The sequence below is a fragment of the Mesorhizobium sp. WSM4311 genome, assembly GCF_002295115.1.
Lineage (GTDB): Bacteria > Pseudomonadota > Alphaproteobacteria > Rhizobiales > Rhizobiaceae > Mesorhizobium.
In genome coordinates this window covers 39,801-64,073 of the sequence record NZ_NSFV01000022.1, presented here as the reverse complement: position 1 = coordinate 64,073, position 24,273 = coordinate 39,801, and the positions used below count along the sequence as shown (strand labels likewise).

The following is a 24,273-nucleotide window of genomic DNA, read 5'->3' as shown; positions in this document are numbered from 1 at the left end:
CAAGGGAATCGCAAAACCGAATTGCAGGAAAACAGCGTCCAAATACCGCTAATCCTGCAATTCCAAAGCCGCTATCCGCCTCAATCAACAGGCCAGATCAATGGCTTGCGGATAGTTCACGGCCGACCAAATCGAAAATGCAAACTTAGGCTGTTGCGCGGTATCTCCTTCCACATCATCTCTTGCGCATACCTGCATTCCAAGGTGTTTGATCCTATGCTTCGCGAGGAGCAGGTAGGTCGCGACAGCTAGGCAATGTTCCAGCTGCCCTAGCGGAGGAGTCACGATTTTCCGGCAAGCTCCGTCGGCAGACGTTCCTTTCTGGCCTTGGCAAAGGCTCGGTCGCCTTCCAGAAACGCCGCCAGCATGAAAGGGATGAGTTCTGCCACGGTTTCAGACTGACCATAGGTCTGACGGTAAAGTGCAGCATACTCCTTGAGTGTTTGGCTCAGCTCCGCGCTGACGGTAATGGTGATCTTCGAAGCTGTTCGGTCCGGAAGTTTTCCAAGTTTCAGGTCAGCCATGATAACTCCTGCTCAACTGGCGTATGGCCGCAGCACGATGTCCTTGTGCACGATGACGCGCAGTGGCCAACCTGGGCGGACGACGATGGTGGGCTGGATATTGAGGTTTTTTTCGGTGATGCGCTGGCCGGCTCGACTGGCGTTCTGCTGGGCTGATTCCCGGATCGCCTTGACCAGATCGCTCTCGTTTTCGCCGAGGCTGAATTCTGTGCCGACACCGAGCAATGTGGCAAGCGCCACTCCCTTGATCATCTGCCAAGTGTGGAAATCGACTTCGTCTTCCAGCCCTGCGTAGCCGGCGGTGTCGCTCGCGGGCAGATTGTCGATTTCGGCCGACGAGCCGTCGGGCAGCAGAATGCGCTGCCAGACCAGCAGCGCTCGCTTTTGCCCGAACGCGACGACGCTGTCGTAGACGCCGATAAGACGTGAGCCCTGCGGAATCAGCAATATGTTGCCCGTGACCGTGTCGTGCACATTTTCGGTGACTTGCGCGACGACAAGGCCCGGCAAATCGGAATTGATGCCGGTGATCAGGCTGGCGGCAATCACGCTGCCAGCCATCAGTTGATATGGCGAGATCGGCGTCTGCAGCGCATGCGGATTGTAGATCCCGCCAGTGCTCCGCTGGCTGAGAAAATCAAGCTTTCGCTGCTGATTGTTCTGGTCGCCTTCCGCCGCCGCCACCGAGGCTGACGCGCGTCCTGCTTCGGATTGGGGAAGCGCCTCAAATGGATGCTGAGCAGTTTGCACGCTCTCTCCGACATCTGTCTTTTGAGCTCGATTTTCGACGCGGAAAAGCACCCGCGATTCACGCGCTTCGATCGCCTGCTGCGCTAGACGCTGCTCCTCGGCCGAGATGTCTTGGCCCGGCACGATGCCGAGCTGGCGCTGCCGCTCGAGGATGGGGCGGCCGAGGTCGCCCGGCAAAGGTAGCCCAAGGACGGGAGGCTTCGGCTTCATGCCGGAATAGTCATGGGGAAGCGTATCGAGCCCCTCGGCGGTTGGTTTGCGCTCAGTGTTGTAGAGATCTTCCGCCTGATCCCTGATGCGAAGGGCCGGCCCCTGGAGGGCGATCATGGTAACGCCGAAGACAGCGCCGGATCCGAGCGCTGCGATCGCGATGATCACACCGCGCCTGAACCGCACCACGCGGCGGGGAGAGGCCCGAAGCTGCAGTTCCTCGGGATCCAGTTTCGGCGGGATGCCAGAGCGGGAATTTTCGATCATGAGTCCTCACCTCGCCGGCTGCCGCGAAAGAGCGAGATCCGCCGTTGCGGTTGCCTGCCGTCAATCCTGCTGATGCGGATCACCTGCTGCCGCTTGGTGCCGAGGCGAAGTTCGGCCGCGGCGAAGAGCCGATCGACGATGTAATAGTTGCCGCGCACGCGATAGTTGACGAGCTCGCTGCTCCCATCTGCGCCGACGATGAAGAGTGGTGGCGCCTCGCCCTGATCTATGCGACGAGGGAACTCAATATAGACCTTGCTGCCGTCGTCGAAGGCTCGCGTCGGTCTCCAGGGCGGTGTGTCGCCACTGATTGAGTAGCGAAAGCGAAGGTTTTCGAGCGCGATATTCGACGCGACCGGTGTAACTGCCTCGGCTTGAGCATTGCGCTGGCGAAGCGCGATGATCTGGTCTTGGCTGTAGGTCCAGGAGATTGCCGCCATTGCGGTCTTCTCGGTGCTTTGAAGCTGCAAATGATAGGTCCGCCGGTCCGTCGTAATGACGACATTGGTGGCAAGACCCGGCGCGAAGGGTTTTACCAGAACATGGGTGCGCTGATTGTCACCGGTGCCGCTTGCGGTATCGCCAATGACCCAGCGCACGGTGTCGCCAGCCGACACGGCGGTTAGTTTCTCGCCCGGCTGCAGAGCGATGTCGGTCACGCGCTCCGGCGCGGCATAGAGTTGATAAAGCGCGCCATCGGTGAAGGGGTAGACTTGCACGGCATTAACATACCCGTACTTGGTGGGTTGCTGGGTCGCGGCTTTGTTGGCATCAGCGACGCGTTCTTCAGGGGGGCGCTTGTCCTCGGCCTTGCCGGGCTCGGGCTGCATTTGGCCAGGCAGCGGCAGTGGTTTTGGCACCTCGACAATTCTAATCGGCCTCTCCGGCGCCTTTTCGATCGCGGCCGGTTTGAAGTCGGCAGCGTCATAGGAAATCTCAGGCGGCGGCACCTTCTTCGATGCACAAGCGGAAACGACCGCTGCCGACACCGATAGGATCAGCACGGCACGAATCGGTGACATTTTACCTTTCATTGGTGGACTCCGTCGGAGAAAGGGGGGTTGGGACGGCGCTGTCGAGCTCGCGTGACCAGTCAATGGCATTGATGAAGACGCCGAGCGGATTCTTGCGCAGCTGATCCGTATTGCTTGGCGAGCGAATCACGATCGTGAGGATCGCAGTCCAGCGCATCGTGCTGGCAAGGCTTCCGCGCTCAAACACCTGCTCGGTCCATTTGACCTGGAATGAACTTTCGGAGGCTCTGACCACGCTGGTGACCTGTACCGAAACACTGCGCGTTCCGATCTGACCGAAGGGGTCGTTCGCCTTGGCGTATTCGTTGAGGAAGAGCGCTGCGCGATCGCTAGCAAAGTCGTACGCTGCCAACCAGTTCTGCCGTACCAAAACCGGATCGGTGGAAACGGAACGGACATTCTGGATGAAGCGGCCGAGATGCCAGGCGATCTGAGCATCCGAGGGCTCATAATTCCGGATCGCCGGCGCGACGGCGCGCGTCTCGCCGAAGCCATCGACCTCGACGACATAAGGCACGACACGGCTTTGCATCGACTGCCATACGAGTCCGCCGGAAAGCCCGGTCGCCAAGGCCAGGCAGCCAAGGGCCATGATCCGCCAGTTCCTGGCCTGCAGTCGAGATGAGCCGATGCGCTCGTCCCACAGCTGGGCGGCTTTTTGATACGGCGTGACCGGTTCGGGTGTTTTGCCGTAACGGTGCACGGGTCGCTTGAAGAGCATCTAGTCATCCTTGTCGTTGAGAGAGGGGGTGGCGCTGCCTCCCGGCCGGTCTCCGTCTCGGACAGCTTGCATGGCAGCGTGGCGATTTGCACGGGCGGTCTGTTCAGAACGTAGGCGCCTTGCCCACGTCGGCGCCGAAACAGTGGCCGAACCGGCAGAGCGTTCGGTCATTGGCGCTGTCGGCGTGCCGCCGGTCGCGGTCCACGCGGCATCGCGCCCGGCATCGGCGTTGCGCCCAACACTTGCAGTGGCGGATCGCGCTATGCGTATAGCGGCGCCGCCAGCTGCACTGGTTACACCATGCATTCCAGCAGCCACACCGGAGAGGCCAGCGTCGGGCGAGGTTGCGCGCCCGATCTGCCATGACGTGGAAGCAGCCGATCCCATTGTTGTGCCGGCTCGGATGGCGGCGACACCGCCGCTGGTTGCCATACGCGCGCCAGCAAATGCTGTGCCTCCAGCAACGAGTGATACACCCGCTGCCGCCGCGGTCGTGCCGAGGGCGGCGCCCGCCCCAAGCTGCGGTGCGCCTGAGACAAGACCCGACGCGATCCCCGGCCCAAAAATGCCAAGGCCAAGCAATGCCAGTGCGCCCAGTACCTGGGACATGGCACCGGCAAGATCCGGCTCCTTGCCTTGCAATGCGGAAGCGAACTCCCCGAAGAGCGTGGAGCCGATACCGACAATGACGGCGAGCACCATCACCTTGATGCCTGACGAGATAACATGGCCGAGCACGCGTTCGGCCAGGAACGCTGAACGGTTCCAAAGTGCGAATGGAACCAAAACAAAACCTGCCAGCGTGGTGAGCTTGAACTCAAGGATGGTGATGAAAAGCTGGATGGAAAGGATGAAGAAGGCGATGATGACCAGGAACCAGGCCATCAGCAGCACGAAGATGGTCAGTGCGTTGCCGAAGATTTCCGGGAAGCCCAGGAGCTGACTGGCTTGGTCAAGCATTGGCCAAGCACCTTCGAAACCGGTCGCGGCAATGCGGCCCGGGCGCAAGAGATTGTCTGCCGACAGATTGCCGGCCGACGCCTTAATCCCGAGACCGGCAAAAGAACGATAAACGATATCGGCGAGGTTCTTGAAATTGTTCAGAATGAAGGCGAAGACGCCAACATAGAGCACCTTGCGGACAAGCCGGCCGAGAACGCTGGTTTCGTCGCCGAGCGCCCACGCCAGGCCGGCAAGTGTGATGTCAATGCCGATCAGAATGGTAGTGAGGAAGGCGAGGTCGCCCGATAGCAGACCGAACCCGCTGTCGATGTAGCGGATGAAGGTCTCCATGAAGCGATCGATGACGCCAAGGTCGTTCATGCCGCTGCCTTTCTCGTCGTGATGAACTCGTGATTAATTGCCGGGATAAGCCGAGCCGGTACCCAAGAATCGCTTCGTCATCTCGCGGGCGGCTTCGTCTGACTGGGCCTTGCGGGCGGCATCCTCGGCCTCAGCTCGAAACTGCGTTGCGAGCAGCGTCTGGATCTGCATCTGCTGTTTTGTCGAAAGCGCCATCAGCTGGTTGGTGGCCTGGCTTGCCTGAAGCGCACCGGCCGCCCCTTGGCTGCGGTTGACGAGATCGGCGAGCAGATCGCCGTCGGCGCGGACGTTCTCGACGATTTGCGACTGGACACCCATGGTCTGGCGGAACGCCTGCATGGCGGTTTGCCAACGCTCCCGCGCAGCACTCGCCACATCGCTGACTTTGATCGTGGCGTCGTAGCTTTCCGGATATTGGCTGCGCCACTGGTCTTGAAGCTTGCCCAGATCAAAGCTGAGGCCACTCGCCTGGTCCATCAAGCCGTCGATGCGATGGAGCGAACCGGTGAGTTGGCCAACGGAAGAGAAATCCAGACGCTGAAGATTGCGCGCCATGTTCTGCAGCATGGTCGCCTGATTCTGCAGCGACTGGATCTGGTTGTTGATCTGCTCCAATGCGCGCGCGGCCGTCAGCACGTTCTGCGCATAATTGGACGGATCGAACACGATAAGGGCGTAGGCGGGCTGCACATAGTCGGCCATAGGCTTGGCGATCAGGGAAACGGTGATCAGGCCGGAGAGAAGGCGTCGCCGCATCATGAGAATTGCTCCTTGTCTGGTTGAGGGAATTGCTTGAGAAGTTCGCCGGCCCAATCGAGGCCGCGCGCGATCAGGAACTGCGAGGCAAAGCTGCCTTGCCCGTCTTCGGACATGATCCTGTCGATCAGAGTCTGCGTGGCCGGATCGGAAGCACCGCAAAGCGCAAGAGCGATGGGGCCAAGCTCGAGCTCGAACAGACGGTTGCCGCGGCGCGATTGCAGATAATACTGACGCTTCGGCGTGGCGCGGGCGATCAATTCGATCTGCCGCTCGCTTAAACCGAAGCGCTCGTAGGCTGTGCGCGCCTGGGGTTCCACGGCACGATCATTGGGAAGGAAAATGCGCTGCGGGCAGCTTTCGATGATTGCCGGCGCTATGCCAGAGCCCGCGATATCAGCCAGCGACTGCGTAGCGAAGACAACCGACACGTTCTTCTTTCGCAGCACCTTCAGCCATTCGCGGATGCGGGCGGCGAACAGCGGATTGTCGAGATAGACCCACGCCTCGTCGAGCATGATCAGCGTGGGCCGTCCGTCGAACCGTTCCTCAAGTCGCTGGAACAGATAGGTAAGCACCGGCAGCAAAGCGCTTTGGCTGTGCATTAACTCCTCGGTCTCGAAACACTGCACATCCGACAAGGCCAGCCCATCATGATCGGCATCGAGCAGGCGGCCGAAGGGACCGTCGAGCGTGTAGGGCATCAATGCGGTCTTCAGCGCATTGGATTGAAGCAGGACCGAAAGACCGGTCAGTGTGCGTTCCTGCGCCGGCGCGGTGGCAAGGCTGGCCAGCGCTGACCAAATAGCCTCCTTCACCTCCGGCGTGACGGTGACGTTCTCGTGGGCAACAAGGCTGGCGATCCATTCGGCCGCCCAGCTTCGGCTAGCCTGGTCGTTGATGCTGCGCAGTGGCTGAAAGGCAAGGGAACCGTCCGCTCCTAGCGCGTGGTGTTCTCCACCCATGGCAAGTGTTGCAGCACGGGCCGAATTGCCTTTGTCGAAGACATAAACCTGGGCGCCGGCGTAGCGCCTGAACTGCAGAGCAATCAGAGCAAGCAGAACCGACTTGCCGGCGCCGGTCGGACCAACAACCAGCATGTGGCCGACATCTTCGACGTGGGTGGAAAGCCGAAACGGTGTCGACCCACTGGTCTCGGCAACGAAAAGCGGTGGCGCTTCGGTTTGGGTGACTTTCGCGAGATGCTCGTTTGTCGCAGGACCGGCCCAAACCGACGACAGCGGCATGAGATGGGCAAGGTTCAATGTATGAACGAGCGGTTGGCGAACGTTAGCGTAGACATGGCCAGGCAATGAGCCGAGCCAAGCCTCGACCGCATTGACGCCTTCTCGGATCGTGGTGAAGCCGAGCCCATTGATGATGCGCTCGACCGCGCGAAGCTTCTCTGCAGCGGCTTGGCGATCCTCGCCCCACACCGTCACGGTGGTGGTGAGATAGCCGAAACTCACATGATCACCGCCCAATGCCTGAAGGGCTTCGTCGGCATCGAGCGCCTTGTTGTCGGCATCGCTATCGACAAGCGGGACCGGCTCGTTGGTAATGACCTCGCGTAGGATTGCCACGATCGATTTGCGCTTGGCAAACCACTGCCGGCGCAATCGCGTCAGCGTCTTCGTGGCTTCCGTTTTCTCGAGCGGAATGAAGCGCGTCATCCAGCGATAGGCGAAATCCTGATGATTGAGGGTATCGAGGATTCCGGGCCGGGTGAGGTTCGGAAAGCCGAGGATGGTCAGTGTGCGAAGATGCTGCTCACCCAGCATCGGCTCCAGGCCACCGGTAAGCGGCGCATCGACCAGGATTGCATCCAGATATATCGGCGTTTCCGGGGCCATGATAGGATGGCGACGAGGCGAAATCGTGCCGTGGAGGTAGGTCAACGTCTGAGCATCATCGAGGACGCGTACTTCGGACATGAAACCCGAGAAGAGATCGAGCACGCGGTTGGTCTCGTCACGGAACCTCGCCAGATCCTGGCGCCAGTCTCTTTCTCCTCGGGAATAATGAGAGTCGACGAGCGTGCTTTCTGCGCGCGCCTGGGCGTCCGGCGGTGGCATAAACACCAAGGTCAGATGATAGCGGCTCTCGTAGTGCGCTACCTTCCCCTCGAAAGCAGCGCGGCGTTCTTCGTCGACCAGCCACGACGCGGCGTCAGGAAAATGCGAGTTCGGATAGCCCAGCGCTTCTGTGCGCTCGGCCTCAAAGAACAATGCCCAGCCAGAGCCAAGGCGTCTGAGAGCATTGTTCGCCCGGGCGCAAATGCCGACGAGTTCAGCCTCCGTCGCACTTTCGAGATCCGGGCCGCGGAACCGCAACGTCCGCTGAAAGCTGCCGTCCTTGTTGAGCACGATGCCGGGCGCCACCAAGGCAGCCCAGGGTAGATGGTCGGCAAGCCGGTCGGCTTTGCTTCGATATTCCGAAAGGTTCAGCATGCAAGCCACCCCTTCAGACGTAGGTGGCGCACAAGCACGCTGGCGAAGTCCGGATCGCGTCTTGCGGCAAACACCGCTAACGAGTGGCCTGCGATCCAAAGCACCAGACCAGCAATCCATTGCTGCAAGCCGAAGCCAATGGCCGCGGCCACTGTACCGTTGAGGATCGCCACCGCGCGCGGAGCCCCGCCGAGCAGGATCGGCTCGGTCAGCGCCCGGTGGACCGGTACTGCGAAGCCCTCGATATGCTGCTCCCCGGCGGCCATCAGACGAGCGCCCCACCACCGAAGGAGAAGAAGGAGAGGAAGAAGCTCGATGCCGCGAAGGCGATCGACAGACCGAAGACGATCTGAATCAGGCGCCGAAAACCACCGGCGGTGTCGCCGAAGGCAAGCGTCAGGCCGGTGGTGATAATGATGATCACCGCAACGATCTTGGCGACCGGTCCCTGCACGGACTCCAGGATCTGCTGCAGCGGCTGCTCCCACGGCATGCCGGAGCCGGCGGCATAAACCGGGGCCGTGATAAGAAACGCGAGCGCTGTGGACGAAAGAAAGCGAAGCTTCTTGCGCATGAGGAAGGCCTTTCAAAGCTGCTGGAGTTGCGAAAGCGTGAGCGGGGCAACGGCGTAATCGCCGCTGCCGTCGAGACCGGTGACCTCGGCGATTGCGTCGATGTGGCGCGACGAGCCGCGTCCCGCTATGAAGACGATCAGATCTATCGCCTCAGCGATGAGCCGGCGGGGAACGGTGACCACCGCTTCCTGGGCGAGTTGCTCAATGCGATAGAGAGCCGAGCGCGCGGAATTGGCGTGTACGGTAGCGATGCCGCCTGGGTGCCCGGTGTTCCATGCCTTCAGCATGTCGAGCGCTTCCGCGCCCCTCACCTCGCCCACGATGATGCGGTCCGGCCTGAGCCTCAGCGTCGAGCGCACGAGATCGGCAAGGGTGACCGAGCCCCGCCTTGTTCTCAGGGCAACGCAGTCCCTGGCCGCGCACTGCAGTTCGCGTGTGTCCTCGATCAGGATCACCCGATCGTCGCATTCGGCGACTTCAGCCAGCAGAGCGTTGGCGAGTGTTGTCTTCCCCGAGGAAGTGCCGCCGGCGATCAGCATGTTGCGCCGCTCGCGGACGGCCTTTTTCAGCGCATCGGCCTGCAGCGGCAGCATGATGCGTTCGGCAACATAGTCGGCCAGGGTGTAGACTTTCGCGGCGGGCTTGCGGATGGCAAAACATGGCGCCAACACCACAGGTGGCAGCAGGCCTTCGAAGCGTTCGCCAGACGGCAATTCGGCACTGACGATCGGGTTGTCGGCGTGCGCCTCGGCGCGCACGTGCGAAGCAACCAGGCGGATGATACGTTCTGCCTCGGACGGGTGCATGTGAACGTCGGTATCGACCCGACCTTCGCCTAACCGGTCGAGTCGCAGCGCGCCGTCGGGATTGACCATCACCTCGATGACGGACGGATCGGCCAGGGCTTCGGTGATTGCCGGACCCATGGCGGTGCGCAGCATGACACGCCGCCGGTGGTCGGCCTCGGGATGAGAGCTCATCCTTCCCCTCCCCCACCATTGTCTTTGCTAAGCGACTTTTTGCCGGAAGCGATCTGGCGGCCGACCTTCTCAACGAATTTCTCGAAACGCTCTTGGGCAATAGCCTGCGTTGCCCGATCCGGGACCGGCGTGTGGGCGTGAAGGGTGATCGAAAAGCGGATGAAGAGCGCCAGGCTCTCCAGGATCACCTCGGAATCGCGCCTGACGTGGGCAAGATCGCGGGAGAGCCGGTCAAGCCTTACGCCGTAGCGCCGATCGAACTCGCTCTCGCCACGCCGCTCGATGAACGCCTCGATCGCCTTCCCCACGATCGCTGATTTGGTCGTTGACGGATCGCGACTGAGGTTGTCCAGTTTCTCGCTGAGCTCCGGCTCAAGCAGAAACTGATGGCGAATGCGGTGCGGCTTCATGCGGATCGTTCCGACGGCCCGGCGTTGCGCCGGCGACGGGAGAAGCATCGGCCAGACGCTCAAAATTGCTTATGGCCGTTATCTACGCTGAGGTGCGCTCTGCAACTCAGCGGACTTCAGAAGCCGGGAATGACATCGTCGCCCCTGCCCTCGTTGATACCGTAGACGCGGGCCGCAGTGGAAATCCGATCCATGACACGCTTGTCCGCGAGCGCTTCGCTGTCATCGTCTGCGGGCTTGTACAGATCGGCCTGATCGGGCTCTTGAGAGACAACAACGTCTTCTTCGGGCAGGCTTGGATGGCGTTGCTGCTGAACGCCTCCCTCGTCTTCAACTGGCGCGTCGGCGCTTTCCTCGTCCGCAGCAAGTCGGCTATCGACGCTGCACACTTGTCCAGTCCAGCCGTCCGGGCGTGATGCAGGGCAGTCCGCATAGGGTCCGTCGTGCAGCACCGGCGCAGGCAGCACCCGATCTGTGAAATTCTGATCCTGATAATAGCGCAGCTTCTTGGCGCGGATCGGCGGCAACCCAGAAACCAGGACCAATTCGTCTGACGGCGGCAATTGCATCACCTCGCCTGGCGTCAGGAGCGGGCGCGCGGTTTCCTGGCGGCTCACCATGACATGTGAAAGCCAGGGCGCAAGCCGATGGCCCGCATAGTTGCGCATCGACCTAAGTTCGGTTGCGGTGCCGAGGGCATCCGAGATGCGCTTGGCCGTGCGTTCGTCATTGGAGGAAAAGGCAATTCGCACGTGGCAATTGTCGAGAATAGCATTGTTCTCGCCATAGGCCTTTGAAACCTGGTTCAAAGATTGTGCGATCAGATAGGAGCGAATGCCATAACCTGCCATGAAGGCGAGCGCCGTTTCGAAGAAGTCGAGGCGACCGAGCGCCGGAAACTCGTCCAGCATCATGAGCAGCTGATGCTTACGGCTCTTCTTCGGGTCCCCCTCCAGACGCTCCGTCAACCGCCTGCCGATCTGGTTCAAGATCAGTCGCACAAAAGGCTTGGTGCGCGAGATATCCGAAGGCGGCACGACCAGATAGAGCGACAGCGGTCGCTCTCCATCCACTAGGTCAGCGATGCGCCAGTCGCAGGACGAAGTGGCCGCCGCGACCGTTGGATCACGATAAAGCCCGAGAAAGGACATGGCGGTCGAGAGGACGCCTGAGCGCTCGTTTTCCGACTTGTTCAGGAGTTCGCGAGCCGCCGAGGCCACTACGGGATGGACCTGAGGGTTATGCCCCGTCCCGAGATGGTTTGTCGTCATCATCCGCCGTAGCGTTGCGGCAAACGAGCGTTGCGGGTCCGACAGGAAGGTGGCGACGCGGGCCAGCGTCTTGTCCTCTTCAGCGTAGAGCACGTGCAAAATGGCGCCAACTAGGAGTGAATGGCTGGTCTTCTCCCAGTGGTTCCGTCGCTCCAGCGCGCCCTCGGGATCGACGAGGATGTCGGCGATGTTTTGAACGTCCCGGATCTCATCTGGGCCTTTGCGCACCTCCAGCAGCGGGTTGTAGCGTGCCGATCTCGGGTCGGTCGGATTGAACAGAAGGCAGTACGAGAATTTCGACCGCCAGCCGGAGGTCAACTGCCAATTTTCGCCTTTTATATCATGAATGATGGCAGACCCGGTCCAGGAAAGTAGCGTTGGAACAACCAGCCCCACGCCCTTGCCCGAACGCGTCGGCGCAAATGCCATGACGTGCTCCGGGCCGTCATGGCGCAGATAGCGATCGTTCAGCCTACCGAGGAAAACGCCCGCCGGCCGTAACAACCCTGCCGTCTCGACCTCATGAGTCGTGGCCCACCGTGAAGACCCATAGGTCGTAACCGACCCGCGCTGTCGCGCGCGCAAAAGCGAGCCAGCGATTGCGGCGGCACAACCCAGGAATCCGCTGGCGCCTGCAAGCGTACCGGCTTTGTCGAAGACCTCCGGCGCATAAGCATCGAAGTGGAACCACCATTCAAACAGCTTCCACGGCTTGTAGATTGGCCAGCCGGCGAAGAGAAACCATGGTGCGCCGAGAGGCGTCTGGTAGGTCAGCATTTGAGCGCACCATTGGGTTGCCGTCCATACGCCGATAATGACAATTGCGCACACAACGGCGATCTGCCCGATCAGTAGCTTCGTAGGTGTCATCGGCTTGGCCCGCTGAACAACGCGACCTAGCATCGCGCGGCGCAGCCGGGACAGGAATGTTCCTCACATACGATTTGGGAGCAATGAACGACTTCCTACGTATGCAGGTCGGTCAGCACGCGTGTTGCGCCTTCACGCGACACCATCCGCCACTCCATCCTTTCCATTCACCCTGAGGCCCGGCGCCGCCGACAGTTGCGTGACCGCTCCTCCGCAAAGTTATCTTCTGCGTTCAGGGAGCCACGGCGCCTGGGCTGGCTGATGAACACCGTCCGCTCGCGCATGTGGGGTCGAATTGATTTGTGCCCAAGTGGAGGCAGGCTCGTCTTCCAACAGTTGCCGCAGTTCCCCTGGCTCGAACGCCATCATCGGTGGGGAAGCGGGTTCATCCTCCAACAGTTGCCGCAGTTCCCCTGGCTCGAACGCCATCATCGGTGGGGAGGCGGGTTCATCCTCCAACAGCTGCCGCAGTTCCCCTGGCTCGAACGCCATCATTGGTGGGGAGGCAGGCTCGTCCTCCAACAGTTGCCGCAGTTCCCCTGGCTCGAACGCCATCATTGGTGGGGAGGCAGGTTCGTCCTCCAACAGTTGCCGCAGTTCCCCTGGCTCGAACGCCATCATTGGTGGGGAGGCAGGCTCGTCTTCCAACAGTTGCCGCAGTTCCCCTGGCTCGAATGCCATCATCGGTGGGGAGGCGGGTTCATCCTCCAGCAGCTGCCGCGGCTCTTCCTCGTGCGGCAAGCGCCTCCTTAGCCGGTCTTGCAGCGCCTGCCGATCGGCAACGAGGTTGTCGAGGGGCAGCGGCTCGTGGTCTGGCCGCTGCCCTTTCACCAATCGTTCAACCAGCGCCCACGTGCCCTCCAGGACAAATACGCCGCAATCATAATGGTTCGTCTGTCTGGCCATGGGGGCTGGCGCCAAGGTGGCATTCAGCAGTCCTGCGAGCTGTTTTGCAGGCACGTCGTTATATCCCTCTCGCTGGAGGGAGTCGTAGTGATAGGCGAACCGCCTTTCCGGGTCGCGGCGATCAACGAGCAGCAGCGACCAATGGGTGCCGGGGCTAGTAGCCGTGCCATTATTCACTGGCAAGAACAGGAAGTCGGCTGTGGCGTTGTTTTGATTATAGATGGACTGCAATATGCCTCGAGCGTCTTGCGGCGACGTGTGTCGCAGTAGATGGGATACGGAAGGATCCACCAGCCGAGTCCGGGCAGCGAGCGCCGGATTGATCCCCTGCAGTTGCCCCTCCAGCAAATTGTAATCTCTCTGGATATGGGCGTCGCTCAGCCATTCGGCGGCGCCGAGCACCCGCCCCGTTGCAACGTTGGACGGGGCTGTCGGATCGAGCGCCCCGATCTGAGCCCCAGAGGAACTGGTAGTCAGTGTGGTCACATCAACCAGTGGAAGGCCGCGGTAGGTGCCTGGCAGCCTAGCGGTTGCTGGCGAGGCGGGTTGGGGAGCTCTTGCCGGTGCCGCTGGCCCAGCTTCAGCAGCGGCCCCAACGCGCCTGGTGACTGCGTCTGCCGGATGAGCAGAAAGGACAGTTTCGCGCCCGAGCACAATGCGCGGCAGGATATCCCGGAGGTGAGCCAATGCAGAACTGATACTTAGCCTATTACCATAGGAGACAGCCTTGAAGCTCTCAACATCTTTATCCAGCGATTTGTCGTGAATCCGAGCCGCAATCCCAAGCTTGTTATTTTGACGCAGGTACTGACTAAAATGTCTAAGAAAATTTGTATAGCCGCCCACGGTATCTGGATTCCGTCCGGTCGCAGGCGCTGCCAGGTACTCCTTGGTCGAAGCGGCTCTGTAATTTCTAATGAGCTCGGCATCGTCAGGATAGGGGATCACGACAGGGCGAGCCATAATCGGGGCTCCGCCTGTCGACTTCTTGAGGTAACGCAGTGCGCCAGCCACGGTGGAGGAACCACCCGTACTCTCGTACTCCTTGAGATCCTGATCCAGCGACGAATGGTAAAGCCGAGCAGCAAACCCTGGCTTGTTGTTTTGAAGGAGCCACCGACTAAAGCCGAAAAGAGAATTTACATTGTAAGTGACCGTGTTCGCTTTGGCCTTACCCGCGTGGAATGCTGCCCTCAGCCCTTCGATAGCGGTCGCATCGTTGGAATAGACAGGACGCTTGTCGGCACCGTCGGGGACTACAATTGGACGATCCGGCTGCACTGTCGAGGGCATCGACCCACCACCTCCGGGATGCGGTGCTGGGGTGGATTCGTGCTCATCCCTCTGCCTGACGAGCTGCGCCTCACATTCCGGTGTAGCCACCTCATGAGGATCCTGCATCGGTTCGATCCCCTCCATCTCCTGCTGCAACCAAGCCAAAGCTTGGCGAGCGGCCTGCGCGGCTTCATCAACCGCGGAGGATGTCTCCACACCTCTGGCGGACGCCGGCAGAGCCTGCTCCGCCCGCCGTCGAAAGAGCTCTGGCGAGGCGGATTTCTCCGCCCACAATCTGGGCTGCGTAGCGAGTCCCCGTCCAGATTTATGTGGCACCGCCTCGCTTGGCAGCGGGCTGCTCCTGTCCCGTGCAGCTACCAGCTCCTCCGGGGCGCCCTGGTCGCCGTGGCGCCAGTTCAAGTGAGGGACGGCCTCTCCAAAGTCGGGCGCTTGGTGTTGGTGCGCGGTTGGGGCGAGAGACAATGGTAGATCGGTGCCCTCCTTATAACCTACCGGCAGGAGCTCCTCTGGCCAATCGAATCCCTGCTGTGGTGCGGTATGCTGAGCAGCGTCGCCACGGGGACGAGCCTCCATGCTGACCGCGTTTTCCAGATGATTCCCGAGTATAACGCGCGGCGGGTTCTTGCGGAGATAAACCAGCGCAGATTCGATCGGAGCTCCACCATTAGAGGAGGCGGCCTTGTAGCTCTCAACATCTTTATCCAGCGATTTATCGTAAATGCGACCCGCAATTCCGAGCTTGTCATTTTGACGTAGGTAATGACTGAAATGGTTAAGAGCAGTTGCGTAGCCGCTCGCGGATCTGAAATGTCTGGTGAGCGCGGCGTCGTCAGGATGGGGGTTCAGGACAGCGCGACCCACAATCGGGCCGGCTCCGCCCATCGACTTCATCAATTGACGCAGTGCGCCAGCCACGGTGGAGGAACCACCCCTACTCTCGTACTCCTCGAGATCCTGGCTCAGCGACGGATGGTAAAGCCGAGCAGCAAGCCCTGGCTTGTTGTTTTGAAAGAGCCAACGACTAAAGCCGAAAAGAGAATTTGTGCTGCGAGTGACCGTGTCCGGCCTGGCTTTACCCGCAAGGAGTGCTGACTTCAGCCCTTCGATGGCGGTGGCATCGTTGGAATAAACAGGACGCTTGTCGGCACCGTCGGGGACCACAATTGGACGATCCGGCTGCACTGTCGAGGGCATCGACCCGTCGAGATGCGGTGCTGGGGTGTATTCGTGCTCGTCCCCCTGCATCACAAGTTGCGCCTCCCGTTCCGATGTACCCACCTGATCGGTGGGGAGTTGCATCATCACGCGAGCGCCTGAGTTGCCAACCTCACCTGGTTGCCGCTCAGTGACAGCATGCTGCAGATTGCTTTGGATCCTCTGCCTCTTCGTTGGTCTCAACTCACCTTTACCATGCGAGCCATTGACGAGGACCTCCTCGCCTAGCGCACCCATCAACTCGTCCGCCGCCTGCAGTTCGCCCAAGTGCTGCTCAAAACCGGCTTGGCCGGCCTGTCCGCTTGCTCGTGCGGTACGGCGTGCTGCACCTGCAGCCAAGCTGCCACGATGAATGTCTAGTTTGTACGGGTGCACGCTATCCTCACTTCCACAGATCACATGAGCAACCTACTCAGGCAAGCTTTCGAGAGGCTGACGAGGTCCGCCGCCGCGGAAGGCGAAGGCTGGTTTTCTGCTCAGCGGTTGACGGCCTCGCGTGTTGCGGCCGCGCCGGGTATCACGCCAATCAATCTGAATAGTCGATGCGTCAAACGAACCAGGATGGGATTTTCGTAGCGGGGCTGCTCTACTCACTCTTGTCCTGAGGGCAGAATTCAACCATATCGCCGAGCAACTGGATGCCGATTGGATACCCGATCCGGAAAGCTTCAGCTCATATGTGACGCGAGGATGAGAATCGTGGCAGCTCCAGACCGACGGGCTGCCACCCACAGCGGCGATGACCGACGAGGGTCTTCTATTGCCAAGGCAATCGTCCGTTCGGGGACCTATGTGTTCCAATGCTCGTCGAGCGGATCGGTGGGCCGCACCGCCGTAGCGTTACGGCGAGCGGAAGCGGCGTTGGGTGCGGCTTTTCCCCTGAACGCTTCACACCAGGCTGATAGGGGATCTTGCAATCGCACACACGCGGTCTGCAGGCGTGCCTATCAAGCAGTTTGCTCAGACCAACGTCGCGGCGAGCCGATCCTCAATACGCAGCGCAAGTCCTAGACTCCACGATCGTCCTTCGGTGCAGATTTGCTCGCGCCTCGCCCTGATTACAGCTGATAAGGCGAGCTAACAATTGCAAGAGCCACAAGCTATTCCAGCTCGATCGGTTTGGTGTTCCAGTCGGGCGGGGTCTGACCGAGAATGTTGCGAACGAAGAAGTCTAGGAGTTTGCGCTCGGTGTAGGTGCCTAGAGTATGGTGATTGGCACCAGGAACGTAGACCATGTCAAAATCTTTTCCTGCCTTGATGAGTCGATCGGCAAGCTGGAACGAGCAAAACGGATCGACATTATCATCCATTTCGCCGACCGCGATCATCAGCTTGCCCTGCAGCCTGTGAGCATTGTCAACGGCGGAGGATTGCGAATATTCAATGCCGACCGGCCACCCCATCCAAAGTTCGTTCCACCAGGTCTTGTCTATCCTGTTGTCGAAGCAGCCGTTTTTGGCGACGGCGACCTTGTAGAAATCGGGGTGAAAGAGCAGCGCGCTGACTGCACTCTGGCCGCCGGCGGATGCGCCAAAAATGCCGACGTTGGATATGTCGTACCATGGATATTGCGCGGCCGCCGCCTTGTGCCACAGAATGCGATCGGGAAATCCTGCGTCCTTCAGATTCTTCCAAGCAACATCATGGAAGGCGCGGGAGCGGTTGTTGGTGCCCATGCCGTCGATCTGAGCAACGACGAAGCCCAGCTGCGTGAGCGGCTCTGTCCACCGCGAGAAGGATTTTGGGACGAAGGAGCCGTGGGGTCCAGCATAGATATTCTCCACAACCGGGTATTTCTTCGTCGGGTCGAAGTTGGCTGGCAGGTGGAGCACGCCCCAGATGTCAGTTTTGCCGTCGCGCCCCTTGGAATGGAAACTGAGCGGCGGCTGCCAGCCTGCGGCGACGAGCTCAGAAATGTCGGCCGTCTCGATCTGCTGGAGCTTGGCATTGTCGCTGGCGCGGTAGAGTGCCATGCGCGGGGGCAGATCGATGCGTGACCAGAGATCGACATAATAGCGCCTGTCAGGCGAGAACTCGATATGGTGGTTGGCCGGTTCGGGCGTCAGTGCAGTCAGTCCCTTGCCGTCAAAGCCGATGCGGTAAGCATGGACCCAATAGGGGTCCTCCTGCGAGTTCATCCCGCTCGCCTCGAACCAGATCTGACGCTTGACCGGATCGACATGGTTGACCCTCCGGACGACCCACTCACCTCGCGTGATCTGGTTTTCGAGCGCGCCTGTCCGGCCGTTGAAAAGATACAAATGCTCATACCCGTCGCGCTCTGATGCCCAGATGATCTCCTTCCCGTCATCGACATCGTAACGGAAGATTTTTCCGGCATCCTCCTGGCCATGCCCCAGCGGCAAATAATCAACGAATGTCTCGCTGGTCTCATCGATCAGGGAGCGCCCGCGGCCCGAGGCGGCGTCTACCTCGACCAGGCGATAAAGCTGATGCCCGCGCTGGTTATATTCGAAAGTGAAGCCGCGGCTGTCCGCCCACCACCGGAGAGGGGAAAGTTCGAAGACGTTCGAGAAGAGGGCACCGTCAATCACGATCTGGCGCCGGCCGGCAATGTCGAACAGGACTGGCTGGGGCAGCGGAAGGACATCGCCCGGCCTGGGATAGAATTTTGTTGAATATTCCCGCTCCAACTGGTCCGTCGAAGAATTGAGGTAGCGGACCTCTCGCCTATAGCCGGGGCGAACAAGGTAAGCGGCGAGGTGGCGCGAGTCCGGCGACCAGCTCAGCGTCGAAAAGACGTAGCAATTGCCTTCGGCTCCGTCCCGGCTCAGAGGAACATCCTGCAATCCGTCCTCGCTGCGCAGGAAAACGTTGCAGTTCTTGATATAGGCGATCCATTTGCCGTCGGGCGACGCGTTGCTCTTGTCGGGGTTGTTCTCCGCTGGCGGCGTGTAGCGGTGGCTGAGCTCCCTACGGTCCCCTTTCCTTGCATCGAATGTGGTGCTGGTACAGTCATAGCTTGCAAGGTCGCAGCTCCACCGGGTGTCTTCAATCTGGAAGTCGAGCCTGCGACCATCCTCACTCAGTTCGAAACGGTCGAACGGAAGATTGCCGGCTTGATAGCTCTCATGGCTCACCTTGTTTAGCGCTGCCGCCAGACGCGCCTGATCGAAAGCGGGCCGCTTGAAACCCGTGGCAGCATCGACCTGCATGAACTGCTGCTCGCCGTGGCTAGTCCGGCGGTAGACGAAGGCTTCACCCCCGGTCAGCCAGAAAGGCATTTTGGGGACATTGACAGTGAGCCCGCCATATCGATCGTTGATCGTAAGTGCGCGCTTGAAATCGGCCGGCGCTAGCGTCGGGTGTAAACTTTTCGAACCCTTGGCCAGCGTCTGAGTTGCCGATCGCCATGCGGCGCGCGTCAAAGCGCCGATCCTGGACATACCTGTTCACTTCTTTCGGTTTTCGGAATGCTAATTTTGAAGTTGGGTTCTCGTCGCCGGTCTGCAGCAGCGCCGAAGCGTCGCCTTGGAGGAGAGCCAGCACGCGGGTGCAGCCAGGCACGCGCAACAGGGGCGCTCCTTGGACATCCAGGCACTGGTTCGGGTGCCGATTGAAGAGTTGGCGTCCGCCGCCGAAACAACCAGGAAAGAGCGTCCATGCAGCCCTGACGCGACTATTTCCCCGCGAGTATGGCCGCTTGCTTTTCTGCATCATCTGAAAGGTCCTGCTCTAGTCGGGCCGGATGTCACCCCGGCAGAAATCATTGTGCTATTTCGACAATCTCCGAGCGATTGCCGCCGGCCCATGACGAGGTTTACCGATAGGGCGCAATATGCGTGCCAAAGGAAAAGCGGTTTAAATACACGGCAATCCGCCTATGTCGCATCCCCAACATCGTCGCACACCGGACAATGCCGGACGAAATTGTCCCGGGGCGTCAAATTGGTTTGATGGTGACCCAAGGAGTTCTGGCTTTATCTGAGGCGTTCGGCCTTTTTCGAAAGCCGGACTCTTCGCGCGTTTCCGACGGCCCGAAGCGCCTGATCAAAGCTGACGGCATTCCCGGGTCTTGGCCTTGCCACAGCAGCACCTGCTGCATCAATTCCGACGGACGCTGTAGAACACCTGCAACACACGGCCCGCAGCAATTTCTCCGGCGCAACGCTGGGGCGACCGCCTTTGGCACTGCAGGCGTACATGCCGGAAAGGATGCCGTCTAGCCGCACCAGCGCTCCATTGATCATCAGCCGGTGCGGGCACCAGGATGACCGGCTGGAACGAAATCTTCCAACCGCTTCATCGTGAACAGCTGCTCCATGAACACATCGCTCCCGTCAATCGAGCCGTCTCGCCAGGGGGATCAATAGTCTGTCTTTGGCGTAGGTATTTCAGCAGCCTGCTGTTAGCGTGCGGACGACGCCGACATCAACCGGCGGACAAATGCGACGAGGGCAACAAGCGCGCCTGACGCAACGCCGCCAGATCAGCCGAGCCCGTGCAGAAGCAGGCGACGGCCAACTGGCGGATGACGATCTCGAAATGCGCGACAACGGCCCCGGTGGACACTGTCGCCGCGCCCAGCACGCTGGCCGCCTGCCCGGCGATGTCCGCGCCCAGGCGGATGGCCTTGGCCACGTCGACGCCATCGCGGATCCCGCCCGACGCGATCAGCTTCACCGTTGGCAGCGCCCGACGCACCGCCTGCACGCTGGTCAGGGTGGAATCCCCCAATCGGCGAATGACATCGCCACTGCACGGTCGGCGGCATTGCGGGCGCGCTCGCCCTCCACTGCGGCCCAACTGGTGCCGCCGGCGCCGGCGACATCGATTACCGCCACGCCCGCCTCGACGAGCGCACAGGCACCGAGGCGGACAGGCCCGCCCCCACTTCCTTGGCCACCATCGGCACGCCCACGATGCGCGCGGCGCCAGCGATCAGCGCCAGGACGCCGCGCCAGTTCGCGGTCGCCCTCCGGCTGTACCGCTTCCTGCAGCGGATTGAGATGGACGATGAGCCCATCGGCCTCCAGCGCGTCCACCGCGCGACGCGCCAGGTCCAGGCCGTCGGCCTCCCGCAGTTGCGCGGCGCCGATATTGGCCAGCAAGGGAATGTCTGGCGCCAGGCGGCGCAGCGCGCGCGTTAGCCCCTGGGAGTTGCGGGATTGCAGGCTCACACGCTGCGAACCGCACATGGCGATCCCCAAGGCTTGCGCTGCCTCGCTCAAATGCCGGTTGATGGCCTCGGCCCGTGGCATGCCGCCGGCCATAGAGCTGATCAGCAGCGGCGCGCGCATAGCCTTGCCCAGCAGCGAGGCGCGCAGGTCGATCTGCGTCAGGTCCAACTCGGGCAGTGCGCAGTGTTCGAGATGGATGTACTCCCAGCCAGCGGCCACCGTGGCCGGCGCCGTTCGCCGATCCAGCACGATGTCCAGATGTTCGTCCTTCCCCGGCTCAGGGCGGTGTCGCTCATGCTCGCTCCATCCGTAGCAGCGGGCGACGGCGTTGCGTCGGATCGAACCGACGGCAGCGCGCCCAAGCCGCCGCCTCCGGCGCGTCCAGGCCGACGCACGCTGGCCTCCCCCTGCAGCGTCGCTGCGATAGCGGCTGGTCGAAGTCTGGTAGTACTGCGCGCGGATCGCCGCCATCGCCTCGATCAACGGTCCCCACGGCGCGGGAAAGCATTCTTCCGCCATCACCCGGTGCAGCATGCGCGTATGGCCGGCCAACTCGTCGTTGAGGAACTCAACCACAGGCATAGCCGGATAGCGCTGCAGAAGCAGGATCGCCGCGTTATCGCCGGCCGACCTGTCCTTGTCGCGTCCATGCAGATCGTTCTGCAGGCGCCCTATCACTGAGATGAGCCGCAGGACCTGGCGAAACGCTGGACGCGCGCGCAAGGTCGCCATGTCCAGCCCCCACAGCAGCGACAGGCAACAGAACACGGTCCCGTAAGCGATCGAATCGATGCCGTTGTGCAGGTACTCGGCGTAAGACCAGCGTCGCGCCCCTGCCGCCTGCGCGTGTCCGGCGCGCAGCGCCGCGCAGTAGCACCGGGTATAGTCGAGAAGCCGAGCATAGTCGTGACGATCGTAAGCGAGCGCAGCCAGCGAAGCGCGCAGCTGAGCGCAGCCCTCGAATCCGGAGAGCACGCACGGTACGCCGTGCCCCAGCGCCTGCTCCAGGGCGGCGAGCTGCTCCGGCGCGATCAGGCCAACGTCGTTGCAATCGTCTAGCCAGAACAGCAGCGCCAGTTCGCGATAGAACGCCACGATCAGCGTTTCGTCCTGCGGATCGCGGCCGGTGCGGGCGCTGGTGTCGCGCAGGCTCGGGTGAATGCGTTGCAGGATATACTGGCCGCCCCTTACCGCTTCCTCAGCATGCTCATCCGCGAAACCGGTCAGGGCACGCCCCCACTCAAGCACCTGCTGCAGCGCGCGTTCGGTCTGGATCATGGCGCCGCCCCTGCTCCCTCGGCTACGACGCGCCGCCCACAACGAAGCGCCAGCCACAACCCGGCGAGACCGCATCTCCGCGCCATAACGGCGATCGCGAAGTTATCGATCCGATTGCCAGTTGCTGATGCAAGCTCTTGTGAACGGCCGTTAGGACCGGCCCGCAGCCTCGCCGGCAGTATCGAGCAATCCGCTTGCGCCGGCTCGCCATAGCAGGCGAGGACGGCAAGGTCGCCGGCGGCAAACGCACGCGAGCACATTGCAAGCGACATCCGCGAACGCGGCGCCGACTGGTCAGCCTCCGCCTCGGTGCCCGCATATGTCCGCGAGTCGAGCAGCGCCTTCGCCACGAAATGAGCAGAACGCCTTACGAGCATCGACCGCCGGCTGCTGCGCATGCGCGATGATGAGGCATGGTCTCGCAGCGGACCCGTTCCGACAGATGCTGCACCAGGGACGAGGCGACCTTATCCAACAAGGCACCACTTGCGCTGTTTGTGGAGACGAGCGTCGGCTGCATCCATGCGGCTGCTTGAGTGGTGAAGACTCTGAACGACGGTTCCTACGGCGCTGCCGGCGCAATCGGCTGCTTGGGGGACGCGTGACGCAGTCAAAGCTCCCCTTGCCAAGCACGGAGCAGGCGAGTGAGAGAGCAGATGAATAGGCGTGTCGCCAATATTTTTGCATTGCTCTAATCGATTATAGTTGTGAGGAGCAATTTGAGACCATTTACTTGCGGCTCAAGTCACCCATAAAAGAAGGCAAGCACCGATTCGGTAGCTTATCCCCTGTCTTTCGCGTACTCGCGGCCGTGGCGCCGGGTGAACGATTGAAGACCGCCGGTCTCACTCGCAGGTGGGCGCCAGGGCGTGGGGCGGTTGGCAAGCCACAGGAGTAGGACAATGTCGAAGGATTCGGGTAAGGGCGATAATCACGGCGGCGGACCGGGCAAGATCGAGATCACGGTGGTGGTGAACGGCCAGCCCACGCAGGTCGAAGCCAATCCCAACCAGCCGCTTCACGTCATTCGTACCAAAGCCCTTGAGAACACGCAGAATGTCGCCCAACCAGCCGAGAATTGGGAATTCAAGGATGAGGCCGGCAACTTGCTCGATGTCGACAAGAAGCTTGGCGACTTCGGTTTCCCGAATACTGTGACCCTGTTCCTCAGCCTGAAGGCGGGCGTCGCAGGTGCCTAAACACCAAAGTGTGGATCCGGAGGTCTCCCGAGCGAAGTTTGATCGGGAGATCGGCCGGTTCCGGCCATATGCTGATGTCTATCGGGCTCAGGGCTGCTTCTTGATCGAGGCGACCTTTCCGCGCGCTTTCTTCATTTTCGCCAGCCCCAAGTTAAAGCCACGGGTGGTCAGCGCAGCGAGCGAGGTCGACTTCACCGACTACGACTTAAGACCACCGTCCGTGGTCTTCGTCGATCCGTTTACGCGTCATCCGATTGCCCGGAAAGATCTATACCTGAAAATGCTTAGACGTCCGCCGCTGCCCGGAACGCCGCCGGAGATGATAGGAGCTCTCATCCAGCAGAACGCCGTGCCGCTGACGGACTTCATCCAGGCCAACAGTCCCGAGGACGAACCATTCCTGTGCATGGCGGGCGTCCGGGAATACCACGACAATCCAGCCCATTCAGGTGATCCATGGCTGCTTCATCGGGGTTCTGGCGAAGGCTGTTTGGCCTTCATCCTGGACAAGATCATCAAGTACGGAATCGTTCCTATAGAGCAGTTGCAGATTCAACTCCAACCGACAATCGTAGGAATGGTGGTATCCCCTCAGGCGATACAAGAATGACTGGTTTGAGAGATGTAACGATCGTGACTCTCCCGCGCGGCTGCATCTCGACCACGCATGGGCATCTGCGCTCAGTTGGTCGCGAGGGCAATGAGGGGATGGCGCTCTGGGTCGGCGTTCAGCAAGAGCGGCACTTTGCCGTAACAGAGACGGTTATCCCGGCGCAGCGTCACATTCGGACAAACGATGGCGTTTGCGTGATCGTTGCGGCCGAAGAACTGCACCGGCTCAATGTCTGGCTCTACAAAAGCGGCCTGAAACTCTTGGCCCAGATTCACAGCCATCCGGGCCGCGCCTACCATTCGACGACGGACGACGCTTATGCGGTTGCTACCACGGTTGGGTGTCTGTCGCTGGTAGTGCCGAATTTCGCCCGCGAGCCTTTCGATTTTGCTCGGGTCGCCGCCTATCGGCTTGACGAAAAGGCCAAATGGAATGCGCTCCCTCCCGCGGCACTGTCGCGAATGATCATGATATCGAGTTGAAC

At 61.0% G+C, this 24,273-nt stretch carries 18 protein-coding genes and 3 pseudogenes; 4 read left to right on the top strand and 17 right to left on the bottom strand.

The window, feature by feature from the left end; translation table 11 throughout:
• Positions 1 to 252: hypothetical protein (locus CK226_RS35405; RefSeq protein ID WP_206516445.1), on the top strand; the 252-nt coding region annotated here is incomplete at its 5' end.
• Positions 253 to 281: 29 nt separating this feature from the next.
• On the opposite strand, the gene CK226_RS32470 is transcribed toward CK226_RS35405, so the two are convergent.
• The 17 genes and pseudogenes from CK226_RS32470 to CK226_RS32395 all read right to left on the bottom strand — a co-directional run.
• Positions 282 to 524, bottom strand: a complete 243-nt coding sequence (locus CK226_RS32470) for a DUF2274 domain-containing protein (protein WP_024502859.1) — start codon at positions 522 to 524, stop codon at positions 282 to 284.
• Between the two features lie 12 nt (positions 525 to 536).
• Positions 537 to 1,751, bottom strand: coding sequence for a TrbI/VirB10 family protein (locus tag CK226_RS32465; protein WP_063169228.1), 1,215 nt, complete (start codon positions 1,749 to 1,751; stop codon positions 537 to 539).
• Complete coding sequence (gene trbG / locus CK226_RS32460) at positions 1,748 to 2,773, bottom strand: P-type conjugative transfer protein TrbG (protein WP_164548809.1); 1,026 nt, start codon at positions 2,771 to 2,773, stop codon at positions 1,748 to 1,750. The genes CK226_RS32465 and trbG overlap by 4 nt, the downstream gene beginning before the upstream one ends.
• A gap of 1 nt (position 2,774) precedes the next feature.
• Positions 2,775 to 3,506 (bottom strand): conjugal transfer protein TrbF, encoded by a 732-nt coding sequence (trbF, locus tag CK226_RS32455; RefSeq protein WP_063169230.1) that lies wholly within the window; start codon positions 3,504 to 3,506, stop codon positions 2,775 to 2,777.
• Positions 3,507 to 4,829 (bottom strand): P-type conjugative transfer protein TrbL, encoded by a 1,323-nt coding sequence (gene trbL, locus CK226_RS32450; RefSeq protein WP_063169231.1) that lies wholly within the window; start codon positions 4,827 to 4,829, stop codon positions 3,507 to 3,509. It abuts the gene before it with no gap.
• Between the two features lie 33 nt (positions 4,830 to 4,862).
• Positions 4,863 to 5,588: a P-type conjugative transfer protein TrbJ gene (trbJ, locus tag CK226_RS32445; protein ID WP_024502854.1), complete on the bottom strand. Its 726-nt coding sequence runs from the start codon at positions 5,586 to 5,588 to the stop codon at positions 4,863 to 4,865.
• Positions 5,585 to 8,035, bottom strand: a complete 2,451-nt coding sequence (trbE, locus tag CK226_RS32440; protein ID WP_063169232.1) for a conjugal transfer protein TrbE — start codon at positions 8,033 to 8,035, stop codon at positions 5,585 to 5,587. Before trbE ends, trbJ begins: the two co-directional genes overlap by 4 nt.
• A complete protein-coding gene (locus CK226_RS32435) occupies positions 8,029 to 8,301 on the bottom strand; it encodes a VirB3 family type IV secretion system protein (RefSeq protein WP_024502852.1) in 273 nt (90 codons plus the stop codon). Before CK226_RS32435 ends, trbE begins: the two co-directional genes overlap by 7 nt.
• Positions 8,301 to 8,609: a TrbC/VirB2 family protein gene (locus CK226_RS32430; RefSeq protein WP_024502851.1), complete on the bottom strand. Its 309-nt coding sequence runs from the start codon at positions 8,607 to 8,609 to the stop codon at positions 8,301 to 8,303. Before CK226_RS32430 ends, CK226_RS32435 begins: the two co-directional genes overlap by 1 nt.
• Positions 8,610 to 8,621: 12 nt before the next feature.
• Positions 8,622 to 9,590 (bottom strand): P-type conjugative transfer ATPase TrbB, encoded by a 969-nt coding sequence (gene trbB / locus CK226_RS32425; RefSeq protein ID WP_024502850.1) that lies wholly within the window; start codon positions 9,588 to 9,590, stop codon positions 8,622 to 8,624.
• Positions 9,587 to 10,000, bottom strand: a complete 414-nt coding sequence (locus CK226_RS32420; protein ID WP_063170364.1) for a CopG family transcriptional regulator — start codon at positions 9,998 to 10,000, stop codon at positions 9,587 to 9,589. The genes trbB and CK226_RS32420 overlap by 4 nt, the downstream gene beginning before the upstream one ends.
• A 116-nt stretch (positions 10,001 to 10,116) precedes the next feature.
• Positions 10,117 to 12,141, bottom strand: coding sequence for a conjugal transfer protein TraG (locus CK226_RS32415; protein WP_063169233.1), 2,025 nt, complete (start codon positions 12,139 to 12,141; stop codon positions 10,117 to 10,119).
• Positions 12,142 to 12,360: 219 nt separating this feature from the next.
• The gene (locus tag CK226_RS32410) at positions 12,361 to 15,825 is read right to left on the bottom strand and encodes a Ulp1 family isopeptidase (protein ID WP_063169234.1); all 3,465 of its coding nucleotides are present in this window, start codon (positions 15,823 to 15,825) and stop codon (positions 12,361 to 12,363) included.
• An 833-nt stretch (positions 15,826 to 16,658) separates the two neighbouring features.
• Positions 16,659 to 18,965: a S9 family peptidase gene (locus tag CK226_RS32405; RefSeq protein ID WP_063169235.1), complete on the bottom strand. Its 2,307-nt coding sequence runs from the start codon at positions 18,963 to 18,965 to the stop codon at positions 16,659 to 16,661.
• Between the two features lie 667 nt (positions 18,966 to 19,632).
• Positions 19,633 to 19,864 (bottom strand): annotated as a pseudogene (locus CK226_RS35855) (IS5/IS1182 family transposase); the annotation flags it as partial.
• 86 nt (positions 19,865 to 19,950) lie between these two features.
• Positions 19,951 to 20,995 (bottom strand): annotated as a pseudogene (gene fni, locus CK226_RS32400) (type 2 isopentenyl-diphosphate Delta-isomerase).
• A gap of 88 nt (positions 20,996 to 21,083) precedes the next feature.
• Positions 21,084 to 21,977, bottom strand: a pseudogene (locus tag CK226_RS32395) (hypothetical protein); the annotation flags it as partial.
• 902 nt (positions 21,978 to 22,879) lie between these two features.
• On the opposite strand from CK226_RS32395, the gene CK226_RS32385 reads away from it, so the two are divergent.
• The 3 genes from CK226_RS32385 to CK226_RS32375 are packed head-to-tail and all read left to right on the top strand — an operon-like array spanning position 22,880 to position 24,271.
• Complete coding sequence (locus tag CK226_RS32385; protein ID WP_024505654.1) at positions 22,880 to 23,176, top strand: DUF2604 domain-containing protein; 297 nt, start codon at positions 22,880 to 22,882, stop codon at positions 23,174 to 23,176.
• Positions 23,169 to 23,786, top strand: coding sequence for a putative metal-binding protein (locus CK226_RS32380; protein ID WP_024505653.1), 618 nt, complete (start codon positions 23,169 to 23,171; stop codon positions 23,784 to 23,786). Before CK226_RS32385 ends, CK226_RS32380 begins: the two co-directional genes overlap by 8 nt.
• Positions 23,783 to 24,271, top strand: a complete 489-nt coding sequence (locus CK226_RS32375; protein WP_024505652.1) for a Mov34/MPN/PAD-1 family protein — start codon at positions 23,783 to 23,785, stop codon at positions 24,269 to 24,271. The genes CK226_RS32380 and CK226_RS32375 overlap by 4 nt, the downstream gene beginning before the upstream one ends.
• Positions 24,272 to 24,273: the final 2 nt, after the last annotated feature.

Coding starts and splice junctions, on each gene's coding strand:
- CK226_RS32420 (WP_063170364.1), bottom strand. CDS start 10,000: ATGAAGCCGCACCGCATTCGCCATCAGTTTCTGCTTGAGCCGGAGCTC.
- CK226_RS32430 (WP_024502851.1), bottom strand. CDS start 8,609: ATGCGCAAGAAGCTTCGCTTTCTTTCGTCCACAGCGCTCGCGTTTCTT.
- CK226_RS32470 (WP_024502859.1), bottom strand. CDS start 524: ATGGCTGACCTGAAACTTGGAAAACTTCCGGACCGAACAGCTTCGAAG.
- CK226_RS32415 (WP_063169233.1), bottom strand. CDS start 12,141: ATGACACCTACGAAGCTACTGATCGGGCAGATCGCCGTTGTGTGCGCA.
- CK226_RS32435 (WP_024502852.1), bottom strand. CDS start 8,301: ATGGCCGCCGGGGAGCAGCATATCGAGGGCTTCGCAGTACCGGTCCAC.
- trbG (WP_164548809.1), bottom strand. CDS start 2,773: ATGTCACCGATTCGTGCCGTGCTGATCCTATCGGTGTCGGCAGCGGTC.
- trbE (WP_063169232.1), bottom strand. CDS start 8,035: ATGCTGAACCTTTCGGAATATCGAAGCAAAGCCGACCGGCTTGCCGAC.
- CK226_RS32385 (WP_024505654.1), top strand. CDS start 22,880: ATGTCGAAGGATTCGGGTAAGGGCGATAATCACGGCGGCGGACCGGGC.
- CK226_RS32375 (WP_024505652.1), top strand. CDS start 23,783: ATGACTGGTTTGAGAGATGTAACGATCGTGACTCTCCCGCGCGGCTGC.
- trbF (WP_063169230.1), bottom strand. CDS start 3,506: ATGCTCTTCAAGCGACCCGTGCACCGTTACGGCAAAACACCCGAACCG.
- CK226_RS32405 (WP_063169235.1), bottom strand. CDS start 18,965: ATGTCCAGGATCGGCGCTTTGACGCGCGCCGCATGGCGATCGGCAACT.
- trbJ (WP_024502854.1), bottom strand. CDS start 5,588: ATGATGCGGCGACGCCTTCTCTCCGGCCTGATCACCGTTTCCCTGATC.
- trbB (WP_024502850.1), bottom strand. CDS start 9,590: ATGAGCTCTCATCCCGAGGCCGACCACCGGCGGCGTGTCATGCTGCGC.
- CK226_RS32465 (WP_063169228.1), bottom strand. CDS start 1,751: ATGATCGAAAATTCCCGCTCTGGCATCCCGCCGAAACTGGATCCCGAG.
- trbL (WP_063169231.1), bottom strand. CDS start 4,829: ATGAACGACCTTGGCGTCATCGATCGCTTCATGGAGACCTTCATCCGC.